Origin of the sequence: Clostridium fessum, from assembly GCF_027698965.1 — a bacterium.
GTDB lineage: Bacteria > Bacillota > Clostridia > Lachnospirales > Lachnospiraceae > Otoolea > Otoolea fessa.
Window position 1 is genome coordinate 190959 of sequence record NZ_JAQEQF010000001.1, and the last position, 18757, is coordinate 209715.

General features: G+C 53.6%; 20 protein-coding genes. 2 read left to right on the forward strand and 18 right to left on the reverse strand.

Features of this window, described 5'->3' with window-relative positions:
• Positions 1-520: 520 nt before the first annotated feature.
• Together PG862_RS00845 and PG862_RS14330 are read left to right on the forward strand one after the other, a co-directional pair.
• Positions 521-1972 (forward strand): helix-turn-helix transcriptional regulator, encoded by a 1452-nt coding sequence (locus tag PG862_RS00845; RefSeq protein ID WP_270706406.1) that lies wholly within the window; start codon positions 521-523, stop codon positions 1970-1972.
• 26 nt (positions 1973-1998) lie between these two features.
• Positions 1999-2664 carry a type I restriction-modification system subunit M N-terminal domain-containing protein gene (locus PG862_RS14330; RefSeq protein ID WP_333491304.1) on the forward strand — a complete coding sequence of 222 codons (666 nt, stop codon included), beginning with the start codon at positions 1999-2001 and terminating at the stop codon, positions 2662-2664.
• 521 nt (positions 2665-3185) lie between these two features.
• On the opposite strand, the gene PG862_RS00855 is transcribed toward PG862_RS14330, so the two are convergent.
• From PG862_RS00855 to PG862_RS00940, 18 genes are all read right to left on the reverse strand, one after another.
• Entirely contained in the window at positions 3186-3347 is a 162-nt protein-coding gene (locus PG862_RS00855) for a hypothetical protein (RefSeq protein WP_227589447.1), read from the reverse strand.
• A gap of 294 nt (positions 3348-3641) precedes the next feature.
• A complete protein-coding gene (gene trxB / locus PG862_RS00860; RefSeq protein ID WP_118494270.1) occupies positions 3642-4571 on the reverse strand; it encodes a thioredoxin-disulfide reductase in 930 nt (309 codons plus the stop codon).
• 14 nt (positions 4572-4585) lie between these two features.
• Positions 4586-4909: a thioredoxin family protein gene (locus tag PG862_RS00865; RefSeq protein WP_107000750.1), complete on the reverse strand. Its 324-nt coding sequence runs from the start codon at positions 4907-4909 to the stop codon at positions 4586-4588.
• A gap of 161 nt (positions 4910-5070) precedes the next feature.
• A complete protein-coding gene (locus tag PG862_RS00870) occupies positions 5071-6252 on the reverse strand; it encodes an FprA family A-type flavoprotein (protein ID WP_117470959.1) in 1182 nt (393 codons plus the stop codon).
• Between the two features lie 37 nt (positions 6253-6289).
• Positions 6290-7333 (reverse strand): ribonucleotide-diphosphate reductase subunit beta, encoded by a 1044-nt coding sequence (locus tag PG862_RS00875; protein ID WP_270706210.1) that lies wholly within the window; start codon positions 7331-7333, stop codon positions 6290-6292.
• Positions 7334-7343: 10 nt separating this feature from the next.
• Positions 7344-9860, reverse strand: coding sequence for a ribonucleoside-diphosphate reductase subunit alpha (locus PG862_RS00880; RefSeq protein WP_181357201.1), 2517 nt, complete (start codon positions 9858-9860; stop codon positions 7344-7346).
• A gap of 165 nt (positions 9861-10025) precedes the next feature.
• A complete protein-coding gene (locus PG862_RS00885; protein ID WP_107000753.1) occupies positions 10026-11237 on the reverse strand; it encodes an FprA family A-type flavoprotein in 1212 nt (403 codons plus the stop codon).
• 22 nt (positions 11238-11259) lie between these two features.
• Positions 11260-13173 (reverse strand): acyl-CoA dehydrogenase family protein, encoded by a 1914-nt coding sequence (locus PG862_RS00890; protein ID WP_107000754.1) that lies wholly within the window; start codon positions 13171-13173, stop codon positions 11260-11262.
• A 22-nt stretch (positions 13174-13195) separates the two neighbouring features.
• Complete coding sequence (locus tag PG862_RS00895) at positions 13196-13627, reverse strand: RrF2 family transcriptional regulator (protein WP_015553424.1); 432 nt, start codon at positions 13625-13627, stop codon at positions 13196-13198.
• Positions 13628-13970: 343 nt separating this feature from the next.
• Complete coding sequence (locus PG862_RS00900) at positions 13971-14642, reverse strand: GTP pyrophosphokinase (RefSeq protein ID WP_107000755.1); 672 nt, start codon at positions 14640-14642, stop codon at positions 13971-13973.
• The gene (locus PG862_RS00905; protein WP_270706212.1) at positions 14639-16333 is read right to left on the reverse strand and encodes an FAD-dependent oxidoreductase; all 1695 of its coding nucleotides are present in this window, start codon (positions 16331-16333) and stop codon (positions 14639-14641) included. Before PG862_RS00905 ends, PG862_RS00900 begins: the two co-directional genes overlap by 4 nt.
• The gene (trxA, locus tag PG862_RS00910) at positions 16330-16650 is read right to left on the reverse strand and encodes a thioredoxin (RefSeq protein ID WP_107000757.1); all 321 of its coding nucleotides are present in this window, start codon (positions 16648-16650) and stop codon (positions 16330-16332) included. Before trxA ends, PG862_RS00905 begins: the two co-directional genes overlap by 4 nt.
• A 28-nt stretch (positions 16651-16678) precedes the next feature.
• Positions 16679-17254 (reverse strand): 4Fe-4S binding protein, encoded by a 576-nt coding sequence (locus PG862_RS00915; protein ID WP_270706214.1) that lies wholly within the window; start codon positions 17252-17254, stop codon positions 16679-16681.
• Positions 17251-17454: a 4Fe-4S binding protein gene (locus PG862_RS00920; RefSeq protein ID WP_107000759.1), complete on the reverse strand. Its 204-nt coding sequence runs from the start codon at positions 17452-17454 to the stop codon at positions 17251-17253. Before PG862_RS00920 ends, PG862_RS00915 begins: the two co-directional genes overlap by 4 nt.
• Positions 17455-17466: 12 nt before the next feature.
• A complete protein-coding gene (locus tag PG862_RS00925) occupies positions 17467-17712 on the reverse strand; it encodes a ferredoxin-thioredoxin reductase catalytic domain-containing protein (protein ID WP_270706216.1) in 246 nt (81 codons plus the stop codon).
• Positions 17713-17844: 132 nt separating this feature from the next.
• Positions 17845-18003 carry a rubredoxin gene (locus PG862_RS00930; RefSeq protein ID WP_107000760.1) on the reverse strand — a complete coding sequence of 53 codons (159 nt, stop codon included), beginning with the start codon at positions 18001-18003 and terminating at the stop codon, positions 17845-17847.
• A gap of 89 nt (positions 18004-18092) precedes the next feature.
• Positions 18093-18305: a DUF6219 family protein gene (locus PG862_RS00935; RefSeq protein WP_107000761.1), complete on the reverse strand. Its 213-nt coding sequence runs from the start codon at positions 18303-18305 to the stop codon at positions 18093-18095.
• A 76-nt stretch (positions 18306-18381) separates the two neighbouring features.
• Positions 18382-18756 (reverse strand): desulfoferrodoxin family protein, encoded by a 375-nt coding sequence (locus tag PG862_RS00940; protein ID WP_033120174.1) that lies wholly within the window; start codon positions 18754-18756, stop codon positions 18382-18384.
• Position 18757 lies beyond the last annotated feature (1 nt).

Consider the following 18757-nt stretch of genomic DNA (forward strand, 5'->3'; position numbering starts at 1 on the left):
AAAAGCAACAAAAGACATGGTCTATGTTCCGAATACATAGTCCATGCCTTGCGATATATAAATAAAAATTCTATTGAATTGGTTCGCTTCAGAATCATTATCACTTTCGTCCATGTTAAATATTCCTCCTCTCAAATAGTATTGTAGTACAGTATAACAAAAAGACCTAACATAATCAATTCGAAAAAAGCAAAAGTGTGTTAAATTTATGTAAAACATAAAATCCGATTATTTTTAATTTCTTTGGGAAATTCAATTTTCTTTATCATCACTTAACATCATTTTAAAGTAAAAAGCAAGCCATTTTCAGACTTGCTTTCCACCATATCATCTTCCTTATTGATAAATCATTTCTTTATTCACAATCTCCCTTGCACATGCTTGTATATCACTCATTCTCGTCTAAAACCTCTTTCTTTGTGCGTCTATGCTTTCCCTGCTCATCATAAAACATATTTCGGGTAGCAACCTTTACTTCGGGTTGTTCCAACATTTTCCGTTCACTAAATACCAGATGAATATGATAATTCGTCTTTGCAATGGTATTTTCAATCACACATCGTTGTGTCAATTTTACCAAGAAAGGCTTTTGCCCCAGGTCACGATACCTTTTGAGGAAAAGCCCACAAGTAATCTGCCCGGTGACAATCTGAGGTATTACAGACAGAGAAAGTCTCTGACTACCAGACAGCTTGCAGAGCAAATAGATGTTGTACCCGCAACTATCCTGATGTATGAACGAAATAAGCACCCGATCAAAGATTTTGAACATAACCCTATTTCTGATCAGTTGCTGGAAAGTATGGAAGCCAGCAAAAAAATAGCAGATAGTTTAGCGCCCATTCTGGAGCAAGAGGAAAAACTCAAGCGAATCGCAGAAGGTGCTACTGCACATATCCCCAATTTTGAGATTCCGACGCTTGCGTTGGATGCAATTTCAGAACCTTCGCCAGCTATGAAAGCGATTGCTGAACAGAGTAAAGCTATGAAGTTGGCTACCAGCGTAGGTACTGCAATAGATGCCCTACAACACAGTAGTACCATCCAGACTTTAGGAGAACTTGCAATAGTCGCTAATGTCCCCAACTATACTTTCAAGAATCCGCTGCTTGAACAAGCCAATTTAGGGATGACGGCGATGCTCCAGTCTTTCAATAATAGTGCGGTAAAACTACTTGCGGATTCTGTTCATGGAATTATAAGCTCCTTTGGGTCTGCACTTACAGCGACAATTCATTCGCCTGTGATGGATTGGCTTCAGAGCATTGACATCTCTCCAATGCGCTCTGTGTTGGAGAATCTTGCACTGGAACCGGATATTCTTGGGAGATACAAGAAGTTCAATCAAGCGTACTTGACGGCTATGTATGAATGCAAATGGTTCCCCTACGCTGGCTGGGCAGCGGATATTACCATGACAGCGGAAATATCGGACATCCTGGCAACAAGCCGAGGTGCAAGTAAGCGACGAGAAAAGCGTATCGACAAGGTCATTCTCGACTATTACGACAAGAATGAAATCAAATTCATCAAGCGAATATGGAGAGAATCTGATTTAGAACCACATATCAAACGAATTCTGGGACAGGCTCTTGAAGCACATCTCCGTGGTGAATATGCCCTGTGTATTTCCAGCTTGGCAACTATGTGGGAGGGCTTAATCTACATAAAGGCAAACAATGCTACCATGCAGGATCGTCACCGGCAAAGGATGGCGATCACTAAAAAAGAACTGGAAGATCTGATCGAGGCAAACGACTACGACAAGATCTTCAGCGATTATTTTAATACCTTCATTGTTTCTCAGTGCAATAAGGTTGATGATGTGGTTGATGGTGTGCCGAACCGGCATGGCGTTTCTCACAGCTGGTATCACAGCTATCCGAGCAAAAAAGCTTCTCTGAATGCTATTTTGCTTACCGACTTCATAATTGGTCTGGAGCCACTTGAAGGCACCCAGGCCAGTGCATAAAGAAAATACGAATCGAGGTACACACGATGTCTAACGATAAAATCCAAGCGGTAGGAGTAAATATTGCAGAAAAAGCAACGATGATCTGGAATGTGGCAGATATGCTCCGTGGCCCCTTTAAGCCCCATGAGTACGGACTTGTAATCCTTCCTATGACCGTGGTTAAACGTTTCCACGACTGTCTGCTTCCCACCCACGAAGCAGTCTTGGCACAGTATGAAAAGGTCAAGAAGCTGGCCGTCATTGATGGCTTTCTGACCAAGGCTTCCGGTTATCAGTTCTACAATACCAGCAAGTTCACATTTGAAAAGCTGCTGGCTGACCCGGATAACATCGAAGCCAACTTCCGGGACTATCTGGCTGGGTTCTCTCCCAATGTCCAGGATGTTCTGTCCAAATTCGATTTTGACAACATCATCAAGAGAAACAGTATGAATGTCATAATCGGATCAGTTGGCATATCCCATTATTTCGGATGTGTTAGCCCTGTCTATTATGTTTTCAAGGAAACAGAAGATGCTGATTTAAGGTTTATTAGTTACATCTTTAGCACTGTAGGTTTTCAGAAAGAGCTGCGGAAATATGCCAAGGGTATTATGGAAATTCGTTTAAGAATATCCGTATCAGATACACTTAGACGGGTTGTGCCATTACCAAAACTGGAAGAACAAGCCTGCCAGGTATCATGCTGATACAGCACCCAGCAGTGCTTTCTGAAAATATGGTTTCTCTGTACTTTTTCTTATCACCCCAGAGATGTAGGATTTCTCACAGGCGGCAGTGTGCTTCACTGCTCCATTGGAATTTAACCATCCCGCCTTCCTTATGGCCGGACCGCGAATTACGGAAGTATCATTGTCCCTGTCTGGCTTTAGCACCGCCGCCGGTTGCAATCCGGCATTTGCTTCTGCGAAACCGCTATCGCCCCGATGGGCTTCATGGCGTGCAGTCGATGGCTCGACCAAACAGGAATGTACCTGAAGAATGAGTATTCAGTTTTCAAGGGACATCCGGACTTTCGTCCTTACAAAGTAAGTTTAACAAGAATCCTCCGGTTTCGCGTTGGCCTCGTAGGCGCACTTTGGTTGTCCTTGCAGGACTACATATGGTTTGTTTTGATTTTTTCAGTGTCCTATGCAGTCGGATTGGGGCAAAAAAAATACCTCGTTGGTTTCCCAACGAGGCATCGAAGACGATTCTATCTCATACGACTTCACATCATGCATCCGAAGATTTCTTTTACAAAATTCGCTTGTTTTTTTCCAGAACGCTTAAACTGATCATATGCTCCTTCTGCATGAATAATCAGCATTTCAATTTCTGGAGCAGTAATGACATTTACCACGTCAATTTTCTGCTCATATGCTTTACTCAATCGAAATTCCTCTCTGCGAGAATCCAAAATCCGTATCACAGAAATCTGCTCATCGAATCCTTTCCGTAAGTACTATGCATAAAAGCACAGCCGCAGAGTACATCTGTGGCTGTGTTTTGTGTTCAGTTGCTCACTGTTGCGTGGACTGGATATGGAGAGACAACATATCTCCCGATCTTACATGGGTGATCTTATCTGCCATCACTCTGGCAGTTTTCCTTGCAGATATGTCGGCATCCCCACTGCGGTCGTATCCGGCCTGACCTTAAACATGGCTTTTTCAATCTACCTTCCTTATCGGTTTTCCGCGATATATTTCTCCGCCATGTGGACTGCCACCGCGCCGTCCGCCACGGCGGTGACCACCTGACGGAGGGGCTTCGTCCGCACGTCGCCCACGGCGTAAACGCCGGGAATACTGGTTTCCGTGGTCTCTCCGGCCACGATATAGCCGCCGCCGTCCAGCGCCAGTTGACCCACCGCCAGCGCCGTGGCGGGCTGTCGACCCACGCTGACAAATACGCCGTCGCAGTCCACCACGCTTTCCTCACCGGTGACGGTGTCCCGCAGGCGTACGCCGGTCAGCCTGTCCCCGGAAAGCAGCGCGGAAACGGTGCTGTTCCAGCGGAATTCCACATTTTCGGCCTGTTCCAGTGGCTCGTGATAGATCTTGGTGGCCCGCAGGGTGTCTCTGCGGTGGACGAGGATCACCTTTTTCGCCACGCGGCTGAGAAGGAGGGCATCTGCCGCGGCGGAATTGCCGCCGCCCACCACGACCACCGTTTTGTCCTTGTAAAACATCCCATCGCAGGCGGCGCAGTAGGCCACGCCCCGGCCCAACAGCTCCGTCTCTCCGGCAACGCCCAGCGTTCTGGGGTCTGCGCCGGTGGCCAGCACCACGGTTTTCCCCCGGAAGATCCCCTCGCTGGTCTCCACGAGCTTGGGAACCGCCGTCAGATCCATGCGGAGAACTTCCGCGTATTCGCTGCGTGCCCCAAAACGCTCCGCCTGCTTTTGCATCTTCTCCGCCAGAGAGAAGCCGTCGATCCCGTTCTCAAAGCCGGGGTAGTTGTCGATCTGCTCGGTCAGGGCCATCTGCCCGCCAGCAGACAGCTTTTCCAGCACGACGGTGTCCAGCCCCGCCCGGGCCGCGTACAGGGCGGCGGTGTAGCCGCCCGGGCCGCCGCCCACCACGAGCATATCATAAACATGATTGTTGTTCATATCTGAATCCTCCGTTATTTCGCCAAGGCTTCCTGAATGAAGCGGTCGATCTCTGCCTTTGAGCCGGGCGCGGTGATGGAATCCACGGCCTTTCCGTTCCGGTACAGCACCAGAGTTGGGATGACCTCGATCCCCTCGGCCCCCGCCAGCCGCGGCTCCTCGTCAATATTGATCTTGCTGACAACGAGGCTGTCCGCGTATTCCTCTCCAATCTTCTCATACGCAGGGCCGATCCTCCGGCAATAGCCGCACCAGGGCGCCCAGAAATCCACCAAAACGGGCTTTTCGCCCCGGGTCGCCTGCTCAAACTGCTCCTGATTCATATTCATAGCTGCCATATCTGTCAGCTCCTTTCTTTTGTTTGGGTATTCTCAAGACTCCGTTCTCGCCCCACACCACATCGTGACCTCAACCTGAGATGACGGTACTCTGCCCTTGGGACATAAAGCAGATGAGTAAGACCATCATCTGTACGAGAATAGCTGCGGTTTGTTGCAGCTTATTCCGCGCAGAGCTCCGCCACAAGAGCGTCCATCTGCGCTTCGCTGGTTTGGTTCAGTGCGCCGCGCAGCGATACCTCCGTTTCACACAGTCGGAGTTCCTTCATCTTTTCCAACTCGGCGCGCATCAGACGCGCGGCAGCAGGGGCCCATGAGCCGTTTTCCATGAGGCCGATCCGGCGGTTTCGGAATCCCTTTGTCTGTAAATGATCCAAAAAGGCCTTCATGGGCGGGAACAGTCCTCCGTCATAAGTGGAGCAGGCCAACACCAGTTTCCCGCAGTAGAACGCACTGGCAACAGCGTAGGAAAGATCTGTCACAGTGAGATCACATATGCTGACCTGCACGCCTTTTTTCTCTAATTTACCCTTGAGGGTCTTCGCCGCATGGGCAGTATTTCCATGGATGGATGCGTGGGCAATCAGTATGCTCTCCGATTCTTCTGGTTCCCATTGTGACCAGAGATCATAGAGCCGCAGACACTCCTCCAGCCCTTCTGTAAGCACGGGACCATGGAGCGGGCAGATCGTTTGGATCTCCAGCGCGGAGGTCTTTTTCAGCAGAGCCTGCACCTGTGCGCCATATTTCCCGATAATATTGTAATAATACCGTCGGGCCTGCGGCACCCAGGGGGCACGGGCAGTCCGTTCCAGTGAGCCAAAGCGTCCGAAGGCATCCGCCGAGAACAGGATTTTTTCCGTTTCCTCATACGCCGTCATCACCTCCGGCCAGTGTACCATCGGTGCCAGCAGGAAGCGCAGCCGGTGTGAGCCCAGAGAGATCGTGCTGCCCTCGCCAACCTCCAGCATACGGTCTTCCGACAATGCACCCGTGCCAAAGAACTGCTTGATCAGGGTAAATGTTTTCGCGTTTCCCACGATCTTCATCTCCGGGTACTCTTGTGCTATCCGCATGAGGCTGCCGGAATGATCCGGCTCCATGTGTGTGACCACAAGATAATCGGGGTTGCGCCCCCCCAACACCTGCGCTACATTGGAAAGCCATTCCTCCGCCGCCCGTGCGTCCACGCTGTCCATCACGGCGATTTTCTCGTCCAGAATGACATAGGAGTTGTAGCTCACTCCCATAGGCTGGACGGGGTACTGGTTTTCAAAGAGTGCCAATGTGTTATCATCCACCCCTACATAGCGGATGGCATCTGTTACCGTTCGGATATCCATATAAAAAATACCTCCTATTCTGATGTCTTTGGTTTTCTTATAAATCGTCTATCAGTGCGGTGCTCTTGGCGTAGGCGGTACTGCGTGCCTCAAAGAAATCGGTCTTGACCATATTGGCGTCAGCGTACTGGCTGACCCATTCCATGCTCTCCGGTTCGCTCTCAAAGCCCGGATACAATGCCGGATAGCCAAGGCTCGTCCAGCGAAGATTGCCGAGATAGCGGATGTAATCGCTGATCATCTGCCGGTTCAACCCCGGGATGTCGTCGCCGATCACATAATGCCCCCATGCGATCTCCTGCTCCACGCCCTCACGCATCATCTCGCGCAGCGCTTGTACGCTCTCGGCGGTGAACAACTCCGGCTGCTCCTTTTGCAGCTCCGTGATGATATTGCGGAACAGCCACAAGTGCGTGTTCTCGTCGCGGTTTATATAGCGGATCTCCTGCGCCGAGCCGGGCATCTTCCCGTTTCGGGAGAGATTGTAGAAGAACATAAAGCCGCTGTAAAAATAGATGCCCTCCAAAATATAGTTCGCCATCATCACGCGCAGCAGCGTGGGAGCGTCCTTCCGCTCCTGAAACTCGTTGTAGCAGTCCCCAATGAAGGTGTTGCGGCGCAGCAGATGCTCGTCCGTTTTCCATTGATAGAGGATGTCATTGCGCTCCACGGGGGAACAGATGGTGTCGAGCATATAGCTGTAGCTCTGTGAGTGGACACACTCCTGAAACGCCTGAATGGACAGGCAGAGATTGACCTCGTTGGCTGTAATGTAGGCGCCGATATTAGGCAGGTTCGCTGTCTGAATGGAATCCAAAAAGACAAGAAAACTCAGAATTTTATCGTAGGCGCTGCGCTCGGCTGACAGCAGGCGGGGATAGTCCTTCACATCCTTCGAGAGATTGATCTCCTCAGGGATCCAAAAGTTGTTCATGGCCTGCCGGTACCAGTCGCTGACCCAAGCGTACTTCATATTGTTGAAGTCGTTGAGGTTGGTGGTATTGCCGCCGATCATGCGCCGCAGGCGCACATCAAGGTCGCCCTCCGGGTTAAAGAGGGGATTTTTCTTCAGTTCCATCATGCTATCCTCCTTATGACGAGCAGCTTTCACAGGCCTCGACCTCAAGGGCCTTGCTGCGGACATAATAAATGGTCTTGACGCCGGCCCTCCACGCCTCCAAATACAGTCTGAGCACCTGACGCATGGAATAGTCGTTGGTGATATAGAGATTCATGCTCTGCGCCTGGTCAATATGTCTCTGGCGAAAGCCCGCGGCGCGTACCGACCAGCTTTGGTCGATCAGATGCGCCGCCTTATAGTACCACCATGTATCCATAGAAAGCTCCGGAGCAACGCGGGGCAGCATGCTGCCCTTTTTTTCCTCTAAAAAGAATTTCTTCATAATTGGATCGATGCCCGCCGACGTGCCGGAGAGGATGGATGTGCTGGAAGTGGGTGCGACAGCCAGCAGATAGGCGTTGCGCATTCCCTGCACCGCCACCGTTTCCGCAAGCGCCCGCCACTTTTCTGAGGTATAACCTCGCTTTTCAAAATACGCGCCTGTCTGCCAGTCGCTGCCCTCAAAGAGCGCATAGCGGCCCTTTTCCCGTGCCAGTGCTGTGTCCGCCTTGACGGCGGCGTAGTTGATATGCTCGAATACCGCATCGGTGAAGGCAAGGTGCTCATCGCTCTCCCATCGGATGCCGCGCTTTGCCAGCATGTGGTGGTAGCCGCTGACGCCCAGGCCGATGCTGCGGTACTTCTGATTGGTAAGCCGCGCGTATTCCAACGGGTAGAAGTTGAGGTCGATCACATTATCCAGTGCGCGGATGGCCGTTTCCACCGTGCGTTCCATATAGGCCTCGTCCTCCACCGCCAGATTACCGAGAGACAGACTCGCCAGGTTGCAGACCACAAACTCACCGGGGAGTGTGGCCGTCACCACCACTGTGTCGCCGTTCTCCGTGTGCACCTCAGTGCTGATATGCTCGATGGGCGCCATGTTCTGTGCGATCTCCGTGCAGAGATTGGAGCAATAGATCATTCCCGTGTGGCCGTTTGGGTTCATACGATTTACGCTGTCGCGGTTGAAGGCGAAGGGCGTGCCGGTCTCCACTGCCGAGCGAAGCACCAGCCGCACGATGTCCTTGACGGTGACGCTGCGCTTTTCGATGCGCGGGTCATTGACGCAGTCCAGATACCGCTTCTCCCATTCCGTACCCCAGTAATCCTCCAGTGCGTAGCCCTTGACCGTGAGGATCTCATGCGGACACATGAGATGCCACGGCGCGTCTATGTTCTCCTCCGCCAGTCGCCAGAAGAGATCCGGATAGCACACGGCGGGAAACACATCATGCGCCTTCATGCGGTCGTCGCCGTTGTTGGTGCGCAGTTGAAGGAATTCAGGCAGATCCCGGTGCCATGCGTCTAAGTAAACCGCCGCAGCGCCCTGCCGCATCCCCAACTGATCCACCGCCACGGCGGTGTCGTTGACCAACCGGATCCAGCGGATAACACCGCCCGCCGCCCCTTGAAAGCCGCGGATGGTGCTGCCTGCAGCGCGCACCTTACCGAAGTACATCCCCATTCCACCGCCAAATTTAGAGACCTTTGCGAAGTTGTCCAGCGAGCGGTAGATGCCGTCCAGACTGTCCGGCACAGTGTCCACAAAGCAGCTTGAAAGCTGATGGTAGGGCTTTCGTGCGTTGGACATGGTAGGTGTCGCCATCGTGACCTCCATACGGCTGAGCATATCGTAAAAGCGTTTTACCCACCCCATGCGGTCAGAGCCTTCGTTCATAGCAAGATGCAGCGCGATACCCAAAAACATCTCCTGCGGTGTTTCCAGCGGCACGCGGCTGCGTGACTGGATCACATAGCGTTTGAGCAGCAGGTCAAGGCCGGAGTAGGTGAACAACTCGTCCCGTTCCGGGCAGAGAAAGTCCTCCGCCATAGCGATCTCCTCGTGGGTATAGTGGGCAAGAATATAGTCACCGTAGAGTCCCTTATCCGTCAGATAGCGAAGCCTGCCATAGAGGTCGCCGACGCCGCGCCCCTCCCATTCCTGTGCGTTGCGACAGCGAAAGGAGTGGTTCAGAAGCCGCGCCGCGATGAACTCCCACTTGGGTGCCTCTGCCGTAGTCAGCTCTACCGCTGCCTTGGTCAGTGCCTCAGCCCTCTCATCCTCCGTCATGCCCGGGCGACAGAAGCTCTCAAACTTCATTTGAAGCGCCGCGAGGGAGTAGATTTCCTCGGTAAAATCCATCTGGATACGGCGCAGCACCTCGTCAAGCGAGTTATCCCCCACCGTCTGCGCGATGGTATGCCGGACGCGGCGCAGCGCAGACCGCTTTTCGCGATAGAGGATGTACGCCTTGGCCACCTCATAGTGTCCGCGCTCCATGAGCGTCCGCTCCACCTCGTCCTGCACACGTTCCACGGTGAGCGGTACTGTGACGGAGAGATTGTTGAGAACGGCGGCGAGGATCTCCTCCAGTTCTCCGCCCCCAATCTCCCTTCCCTGTCCATCAAACGCTTTTTTCATGGCGTTGAAAATTTTCTCCTGTTGAAAAGGAACAGACTTCCCGTTTCGTTTTCTGATCTCCATTTCGATCCTCTCATCTTCTCCGGTCACTTTTCATGTCCTTTTGGGCAAAGAGCGGGCAAGCGCAGTATCACGCTTGCCCGCTCTATTTTTGAAAGCCGGTTTTTCTGCAGCCGACACGGCGGGGCTGTTTGTTGTCTGTTGTCTTGGTTTTGGCTTTCCTGCCAGTTACTTCATAGATTCCAGAATGGCGTCCGCCAGTGCTTCCAGCTCAGTGCGCTTGTCCGTGCCCATGGACGAGGCGAGGCTGAGCCGCTCGTTGAGCACCGTCATGTTCTTAAGCTCATCGTTGACAAATTTCTGCATGAGGTCACCGGACTTCACCGCCCATGAGCCGTTTTCAATGATGGCAAAGGTGCGGTTTTGCAGATTCAGTGCCTTCATATCCATGAGGAAGTCATGCATGGCGGGGTAGATGCCGAGATTGTAGGTCACAGAGGCCAGGACAATGTGACTGTACTTAAACGCCTCGGAGATCAGCTGGGAGACATGAGTGGAGGACACATCGTACATCGCCACCTTGCTCATGCCCTTATCGCAAAGCGACGCCGCCAGCGCCTGCGCCGCGTTCTCCGTGTTGCCGTACATGGAGGCGTAGACGATGAGCACGCCCTGGGTCTCAGGGGCATAGCGGCTCCATGTGTCGTACTTTTCGATGAACCAGCCCAGATCCTTGCGCCACACGGGGCCGTGGAGCGGGCAGATGTACTGGATCTGATCCAAAACGCCGCCGGCCTTTTTCAGCAGGAGCTGGATGTGGGGGCCGTACTTGCCCACGATGTTGGTGAGATAGCGGCGGGCGTCGTCCAGCCAGTCCCGCTCGAAGTCCACCTCGTCGGCGAACAGCTTACCGTCCAGCGCGCCGAAGGTGCCGAAGGCGTCGGCGGAAAAGAGGACGCCGTCGGTGACGTCGAGGGTCACCATGGCCTCCGGCCAGTGAACCATAGGCGCGCCCACAAAGGTGACGGTGTGCTTGCCAAAGGAGAAGGTGTCGCCCTCCTTCACCTCGATGCACTCATGTCCGTCCACATGGAAGCCGAACTGCCGCATGAGCATGAATGCCTTCTCGTTGGAGATCAGCTTCACCTTAGGATGGCGCAGCAGGATCTCCTCGATGCAGGCGGCGTGATCCGGCTCCAGATGGTTGACCAGCAGGTAGTCCAGCTCGCGGCCATCCAGCACATACGCCAGATTTTCCAAAAGCTGGCGGCAGGCAGACCAGTCCACCGTGTCAAAGAGCACCGTCTTTTCATCCAGCAGGCAGTAAGCGTTGTAGCTTACGCCCCGGGGAATGGGAAAGCAGTTTTCAAACAGGGCCAGGCGATGGTCGTTGGCGCCCACCCAGTAGAGGTCGTTTGTTACTTTACGCACGCAATACATCTTATCTTACCTCCTTCACGGCTCAAGCCTTTACAAATTGATCCTTCGTCTCCGCGCACTCCGGGCACACCCACTCGGCGGGAAGCTGCTCAAAGAGCGTACCCGGCGCGATCTCGCCGTCCTCGTCGCCCAACTCCGGCACATACTCGTAGCCGCAGCCGCTGCAGACGTAGCGGTCGCCGATGGGGGCGGGCTTCGGCGGTGTGGGCCGCTTCATCTTTACCATAGGCGGCGCGGGCAGCTTTTCGCCGCTATCCAGCGCAGCAGTGAGCAGGGGCAGGATCTCCTCCACATCGCCCACGATGCCGTAGTCGCAGTTCTTGAAGATAGGCGCGTTACCGTTCTTATTGATGGCCACGATGGTGGAGGCGTCCTTGATGCCCTTAAGGTGCTGGGATGCGCCGGAGATGCCACAGGCGATGTACAGATTGCCGGTGAACTTCTGACCGGACATACCCACATAGCGGTTCAGCGGCAGATATTTGAGAGTCTCCGCCACAGGGCGGGAAGAACCGATGGCCGCGCCGGCAGCCTTGGCCAGCGACTCTACCAGTTTCATGTTCTTTTTCTCCCCGATGCCCTTGCCCGCGGAGACCACCCGCTCCGCCTGCGGGATGGGCGTATCCATAGGGATGCCCACGGAGAAGTCGTGACCATCCTTCTTCAGCGCCGCTACAAGGTCGGCCACCTGCTGGGCAGCATCCCCTTCCCGGAAGATGGTCTTTTTGCGAATGCCGGTGATGGGCGCGGGTTTCTTGGCCGCCGAACGGCTCTCGCCGCCGGAGCTCTTGCCCAGCCTGCCCACCAGATGAGAGGCGATGACCACCCGCTGGATCTCGTTAGTGCCCTCGTAGATGGTGGTGATCTTGGCGTCGCGGTAGGCCCGTTCCACCTCCATGCCCTTGAGGAAGCCACTGCCGCCGTGGATCTGCAAGGCATCGTTGGTGACCTCCAGCGCGATGTCCGAGGCGTACATCTTCGCCATGGCGGACTCCATGCCGTAAGGCGCGTGCTGCTCCTTCAGCTCCGCCGCGGAGTAGATGAGGAACCGGGCGCAGCGCAGCTTGGTGGCCATATCCGCCAGCTTGAAGGCGATGCTCTGCTGGGCCGCGATGGGCTTGCCGAACTGGACGCGCTCCTTGGAATAGCTCAACGCGTGCTCAAACGCGCCTTGGGCGATGCCCAGCGCCTGCGCGGCGATGCCGATGCGTCCGCCGTCCAGCGTGGACATGGCAATCTTGAAGCCCTCGCCCTCCTTGCCCAATAGGTTTTCCTTGGGAACCTTCACGTCGTTGAAGATCAGCTCCGCCGTGGAGGAGGAGCGAATGCCCATCTTGTCATAGTGGTCGCCGAACTCAAAGCCCTTCCAGCCCTTCTCCACGATGAAAGCGGAGATGCCCCGGGTGCCGATGTCCGGCGTGGTGACGGCGAAAACCACATAGGTGTCCGCCTTAGGGGCGTTGGTAATGAAGATCTTGCCGCCGTTGAGGAGGTAGTAGTCCCCCTTATCCAGCGCCGTGGTCTCCGTGCCGCCGGCATCGGATCCGGCGTTGGACTCCGTGAGGCCGAAGGCGCCGATCTTCTCGCCCTTGGCCAGCGGAACCAGATATTTCTTCTTCTGCTCCTCGGTGCCATAGGCGAAAATGGGCCATGAGCCGAGGGAGACGTGGGCGGAGAGGATTACGCCCGCGCCGCCGTCCACACGGGCCAGCTCCTCCACCGCGATGGCGTAGCTCAGGGCATCAAGACCGGCACCGCCGTACTCCTTGGGGTAGGGAATGCCCATCCAGCCCAGCTTACCCAGCTTCTTGACAGCCTCCTCGGGAAACTCATTGTTCTGATCCATTAAAAATGCGAGGGGCTTGATCTCCTCCTCCGCAAAACTCCGGATCTTCGCGCGCAGCTCTTCGTGCGCCGCCGTGGTTTGAAACAGCATATGGGTACCTCCTCTTAAAATTTTACAGCTTGCTTGTATCTTGGGGATCGGATCCGCCGGTCAGCAGCCTGCGCAGGCTCACGGCACGGAACGCCTCGTCCTGCTTTTGCTGCAAGGCCGCCAGCTGACAGTGGATGGCGCACCGCCCATGCTTGTCCTGCCAGCGGCATTCATATCCCGGCTCCATGCAGGCGCACAGGATGCCCCGCTCCCCCACGACCCCCATGAGATCGTAGAGGGAGGTCGCGTCCAGATCGCAGGACAGCGCGCAGCCGCCGAGGGCGCCGCGGCTCACCCGCACCAAATTGCCGGCGGAGAGCTTGCGCAGAATCTGGTAGGCAAACTGATTGGGGATCAATTCCGTTTCCGACATCTCGGCCACCGAATGCTTCTCCCCGTCCAGCAGCACCCGCAAAATGCGCAGTGCGTAGTCCGTCTCTTTGGTGATGATCATGCTCCACATCCTCTTTTCGCTTGCTTGTTAATGCCATTATATCAATCTTGATAAATTTTATCAAGATAATTTCCAAAAAAATATATCGTTTTAACACAGACCGCTCCAGCCCGGGTCAGCTTCGCTTTCCATTCAGCGAAAAGCCATGTTCCTTACAATATAGAAGCCGAAAAAGCTGTGCCGTGGCAGTCCGCCGAAAGCAGAAAAGACTATGCCTGAAAACCAGAAAGCGGAGAAATTGGTTGGGGCTCGCAGGGGTCGCCCACCCAAGGCGGATAAGGCGGTCCCTGGCAAGTCCAAGGCAAGCACCAAAGTGCGTGCTTTTCATTTTATATTCGACACATTATGTTATGATATGCAGTAAATGTTCCATCTTACCGTCCCATTCTCTGCTGGAATCGGCGCACTCTTTCAGTTCAGTTTCGACTTCAGCATTTATCGGCAAGTTTTTCTTATAGCGGATGGTATGCTCAAGGCTTGCCCAGAAGTCCATAGCGATTGTACGGAGTTGTATCTCCACCGGCACATGGATCACTTTTTCCGCAAAGAATACCGGCAGCCGGAGCGTCAGGTGCAGACTGCGATAGCCATTTGGCTTAGGGTGTGAAATATAATCTTTCTCTGTGATGATTTCAATGTCAGACTGTTTTTTTAAGCACTTTGCCAAAAAGAACACATCCTCCTCGAAAGAGCAGATCACCCGCACACCGGCAATATCCATGATATTTGTCTGCATGGTCGGAAAATCCAGAGGAAGTCCGCGTTTCTGCATCTTATTCATAATGCTGGACGGCGACTTCAAGCGGCTTTTTATACTTTCTATCGGATTGCGATCATGCTGCAATGAAAACTCTTCGTTTAGAATTTCCAACCTGCTTTCCAGTGCTTTCAGCGCACATCGGTATTGCAGCATGACTTCCTGATACCTGCGATTTTCGCTTAAAAGGCGCTGGCACTGCAAATCATCTAAGCCTTTATCTGCCGCAACCGTCAAGCCAAATAAATTCTCACTCATAGCTTCTCCATTCCGCAGGGATAGGCGCTCCGCGCTGTCTGCCGCTCTTGTATTACGACCTGATAAAAACTGTATCCGCCGGAGAGATGGGAACAGGTGAAACCGTACTGCGTCAAAAATCGGCAGGCCAGATAACTGCGAAGCCCTGTCTGGCAATTCACATAAACAGGCTTACCCCGGTCTAACTCGTCCAAATGCTCCCGCAGATCGTCCAGTGGAATATTGCGGAATCCATTCAAGTGCCCACGCCGATATTCGCCTTCTGTACGGACATCCAGCAGTGTCGCATTGCCATCGCAAGGCAAGTCCTCAACCTCATTCCAATGGAACTGCCGTACCTTCCCGCTCTCCAAATCCTCGATCATAAAACCGGCCATATTGACCGGGTCTTTGGCAGAGGAATAGGGCGGCGCATAGGAAAGGTCAAGCTCCGTCAGTTCCAAGGCTGTCATTTTTGCGCGAATGGCCGTTGCCAGTACATCAATGCGCTTGTCCACGCCCTCGCCGCCAACGATCTGCGCACCCAGCAGCCGCAGGCTTTCTTTTTCATACATCACCTTCATTGCCATAGACTGTGCGCCGGGATAATAGATAGCGTGGGATGCCGGGAATAATACGACTTTGTCGTAAGCGATCCCTGCTGCCTGCGCTGCCTTCTCATTGATCCCCGTGGAGGCCGCTGTCAAGCCAAACAGTTTCAGAACAGACGAGCCCTGAGAGCCGTGAAAGCGGCTGTTTCCGCCGCAGATATTGTCAGCGGCAATGCGTCCCTGCTTGTTGGCAGGCCCCGCCAGCGAGATCAATGCTTTTTGGCCGGTCACGAAATGGGTGACCTCTACGGCATCGCCCACAGCGTAGATATCCGGCACGGAGGTTTCCATCCGCTCGTTGACAGCGATGCTGCCCCGGATGCCCAGCTCAAGTCCGGCCTCTTTTGCCAGATGGGTGTCCGGCGTGACGCCGATGGCCAGCAGCACCATGTCGGAGCGCAGCGGCTCACTTTCCTCCAGCAGCGTCAGCACGGAATCTCCGTCCTGTCGGAATCCGGTGACGGTTTCATCCAACCGCAGAGCCACACCGTGTCTGCGCATTTCCGCATGGACAAAGCTGGCCATATCCGCATCCAGCGGCGCTAATAGCTGCTTCAGACGCTGGACGATGGTAACCGAAACGCCCATCTCCACAAGGTTTTCCGCCATTTCCAGACCGATAAAGCCGCCGCCAGCCAAAACAGCGGTTTTCGGCTTCTGATCCTCTACAAAGCGTCGAATGCGGAGGGTGTCTTCCACGGTGCGCAGGGTAAAGACCCGCTCGCTGTCCACACCGGAAAGCGCAGGAATCGTCGGCTTTGCGCCGGGGGCAAGAAGCAGTTTGTCATAGGTTTCCGTGTAGACCTTCCCGCTGTCCAGTGCGTGGACGGTGACGGTTTTCTCTGCGGGATTGATCGCAGTTACTTCCTGCCGTACTCGCACATCAATGCGAAAGCGATCCCAAAAGCTCTCCGGAGTTTGCAGCGTCAATTCTTCCTGCTCCTTGATCACACCGCCCACATAATACGGCAGACCGCAGTTGGCATAGGACACATAGCCGCTGCGCTCGATCATGATGATCTGCGCGTGTTCATCCAAACGGCGGATGCGGGCGGCGGCAGAAGCACCGCCCGCCACACCGCCTACGATTACAACTTTCATCTTGCGCCCTCCACCATTGCGGCAATCTCCGACTTAGGCCGATAGCCCACCGATTTGGCAACGGCCTTTCCATCCTTGAATACGACCAGCATCGGGATACTGGACACCTGAAAACGCATTGCCAGCTCCATCTGCTCGTCCACATTGACCTTTCCCACCTTGAGCGCGCCGCTTTTTTCTTCGGCAAGCTCATGCAGTATGGGAGAGAGCATTTTGCACGGTCCGCACCAGTCGGCGTAGAAGTCCAGCAAAATGGGCTTGTCGGAACGCAGTACCTCATTTTCAAAATTCGCAGCAGTAATTTTCAGTTCAGCCATGAGTAAGGCTCCTTTCTGTTATCTTTGTTTATTCTTTGTTTTTCAGCTTGCAAATCCCCTGCGTCATGGTTCCCATGGGGCAGAAGGCACACCATGTACGGGGCTTGTAGAGCACCATGACGATGAGGCCGATGAGCAGCGAGGTCAGCATGAGGCTGTAAAAGCCGAAGCTGAATTGGGCTACCCAGTCTGTCACCGTTCCGGCGGTGTAGGCCCAGCCCCACGGCACACGGAAGGTCCAGAACAGCTTAATGGCCTCCCGCAGGGACGAAGTACCCGCAGCGACCAGATATGTCTGAAACACCATGTTGCCGAACATCGTCAGGAAAAAGATCAAAAAGCCATAACGGAACCACTTGGAGGACATCCAGCGGGGCGTGGGCTTGCAGCGGGAGCATTTAAGGTCTGTCCCCAGCTTGCTGAACGGTTGACCCCGTCCGCAGAGGTGGTTGCAAAAGTATTTGTTCCCATCAAAGATGGCTAAGAACAGCGGCAGAAGAAAATCGATCATGCCCAGCCACGCGAACAGGATATTGAAAAAGCCCAGTGCAAAATAGATGATTGCATATACCCACAGGTAATCGTACCAATGCTTTACTTTCATGCGTCAGCCCTCACTTTCACCTCAATGCAGCCGACGGGACAGATCTTTGCGCACTTGCCGCAGCCTACGCATCGTTCCGCCTCCACAGCGGCGTAGCAGCCGCGGCGCACCTTGACGGCCCCCAGTGGACAGGTATTTTCACACACGCCGCAGGCGACGCACCGCGTCTTATCTATGGCGGCCAGTTTCTTTGACAGCATAGCGTTCCTCCCTTAATCCTGCAAGGATTTGTAATAGAGCATACAGTGGCAGAATTCCTCGAAGCCCGGATCTGCAATTTGATCCTTAAACTCCTGGCACATACATTTGGTCGCCTCTGTGCTCTCCCTGCGGCAGGGGCAGTACCCGCCGGTGCGCTTGAGTCCTTCTCTGATGGTGCTGACAATCTCCTGATCGGAATTGAGCTTGATTTTCATGTTCGCCACCTCTTTCTTGTTGATTGATTGTGGCTTTATCATACCGCAGTACAAAGCATTTTTCTGTGACGAGGTTACGTTACGGCAAATTTTTATATAAGTGAGAAAGAGCCGTGAAGCGGTATCTTACATACTGCTTCACGGCTCTTTGTTTATAGGTTTTTTTGTGCTTCCTTACTCAGCCACAGAAAACTGGTCTTTGCCAACAAAACATAAGGGGCATTCAAAATCATCCGGAATATCTTCCCATTTTGTACCCGGTGCAATGCCGCCTTCCGGATAGCCATTTTCTTCGTCGTATTCCCAACCACACACATCGCATACATATTTCATAATGAAATTCTTCTTTCTTGTTTTTTATTTCGCACACAACATTAGCCCGACTTTATCGTCATCAGAAACAATAACGATTCCTATCTTACTCAAAGAATATCCACAGCTTCCGCTTGTTTTACTCTCTTTGTTTTCTTATTCCCTGAAATCATTTTATGACCCGTATATACTGCCATAACCATGCAGATCAAGGAACTAAGCGCAAGGTACTTATGCGTTGTTTTTGAGCCTTTATATCCAGTGCAAAAAGTTCCAAACATGGTAATTACCGCTCCGATTGACCAATATTTATGTGCTTTCATGACTTGTTTGCCTCCTGCCTGCAATACATGACATTCAGTTCTCTATGTTGGTTCTAAGATACCATGCGCGGAACGATCACGCTTTCCACAGACTGTGGAGGTTGCAGTAGGCGTAGACCGCCTCGACTTCGTCGCCCTCGCAGAGCGCAAAGCAGACCTCCGGCTTCTCGCCCGGGTGCAGTTCCTTGCGCTGGTTGCCCTGCTTGGTGTGGAGGGACACCCACTCGATGTAGTGCTCCGGCAGCATGGGATGCTCTACGGAGCCGACCTTGACATGAACGATGCCGTTTTCCACAGTCCAGACAGGGACGTGCTTCTCCACGGCGGCGTCGGTGGTACCGGGGATGATCTCGCTCATCGGCTCACCGCAACAGATGACGGGAACGCCCGTGTCCTTGACCTTGGCAATGATGTTGCCGCAATGCTTGCAAATGTAAAACTTCTGCTCCATG

What these genes read in the sequence shown, in the direction of transcription:
- PG862_RS00880 (WP_181357201.1), bottom strand. Translation starts at nt 9,860, where the DNA reads ATGGAGATCAGAAAACGAAACGGGAAGTCTGTTCCTTTTCAACAGGAG.
- trxA (WP_107000757.1), bottom strand. Translation starts at nt 16,650, where the DNA reads ATGGCTGAACTGAAAATTACTGCTGCGAATTTTGAAAATGAGGTACTG.
- PG862_RS00865 (WP_107000750.1), bottom strand. Translation starts at nt 4,909, where the DNA reads ATGGCAGCTATGAATATGAATCAGGAGCAGTTTGAGCAGGCGACCCGG.
- PG862_RS00895 (WP_015553424.1), bottom strand. Translation starts at nt 13,627, where the DNA reads ATGATCATCACCAAAGAGACGGACTACGCACTGCGCATTTTGCGGGTG.
- trxB (WP_118494270.1), bottom strand. Translation starts at nt 4,571, where the DNA reads ATGAACAACAATCATGTTTATGATATGCTCGTGGTGGGCGGCGGCCCG.
- PG862_RS00925 (WP_270706216.1), bottom strand. Translation starts at nt 17,712, where the DNA reads ATGATAAAGCCACAATCAATCAACAAGAAAGAGGTGGCGAACATGAAA.
- PG862_RS00940 (WP_033120174.1), bottom strand. Translation starts at nt 18,756, where the DNA reads ATGGAGCAGAAGTTTTACATTTGCAAGCATTGCGGCAACATCATTGCC.
- PG862_RS00930 (WP_107000760.1), bottom strand. Translation starts at nt 18,003, where the DNA reads ATGAAATATGTATGCGATGTGTGTGGTTGGGAATACGACGAAGAAAAT.
- PG862_RS00885 (WP_107000753.1), bottom strand. Translation starts at nt 11,237, where the DNA reads ATGTATTGCGTGCGTAAAGTAACAAACGACCTCTACTGGGTGGGCGCC.
- PG862_RS00935 (WP_107000761.1), bottom strand. Translation starts at nt 18,305, where the DNA reads ATGAAAGCACATAAATATTGGTCAATCGGAGCGGTAATTACCATGTTT.
- PG862_RS00875 (WP_270706210.1), bottom strand. Translation starts at nt 7,333, where the DNA reads ATGATGGAACTGAAGAAAAATCCCCTCTTTAACCCGGAGGGCGACCTT.
- PG862_RS00915 (WP_270706214.1), bottom strand. Translation starts at nt 17,254, where the DNA reads ATGAAAGTAAAGCATTGGTACGATTACCTGTGGGTATATGCAATCATC.
- PG862_RS00890 (WP_107000754.1), bottom strand. Translation starts at nt 13,173, where the DNA reads ATGCTGTTTCAAACCACGGCGGCGCACGAAGAGCTGCGCGCGAAGATC.
- PG862_RS00900 (WP_107000755.1), bottom strand. Translation starts at nt 14,642, where the DNA reads ATGAGTGAGAATTTATTTGGCTTGACGGTTGCGGCAGATAAAGGCTTA.
- PG862_RS14330 (WP_333491304.1), top strand. Translation starts at nt 1,999, where the DNA reads ATGTCTAACGATAAAATCCAAGCGGTAGGAGTAAATATTGCAGAAAAA.
- PG862_RS00920 (WP_107000759.1), bottom strand. Translation starts at nt 17,454, where the DNA reads ATGCTGTCAAAGAAACTGGCCGCCATAGATAAGACGCGGTGCGTCGCC.
- PG862_RS00845 (WP_270706406.1), top strand. Translation starts at nt 521, where the DNA reads ATGATAATTCGTCTTTGCAATGGTATTTTCAATCACACATCGTTGTGT.
- PG862_RS00870 (WP_117470959.1), bottom strand. Translation starts at nt 6,252, where the DNA reads ATGGATATCCGAACGGTAACAGATGCCATCCGCTATGTAGGGGTGGAT.
- PG862_RS00905 (WP_270706212.1), bottom strand. Translation starts at nt 16,333, where the DNA reads ATGAAAGTTGTAATCGTAGGCGGTGTGGCGGGCGGTGCTTCTGCCGCC.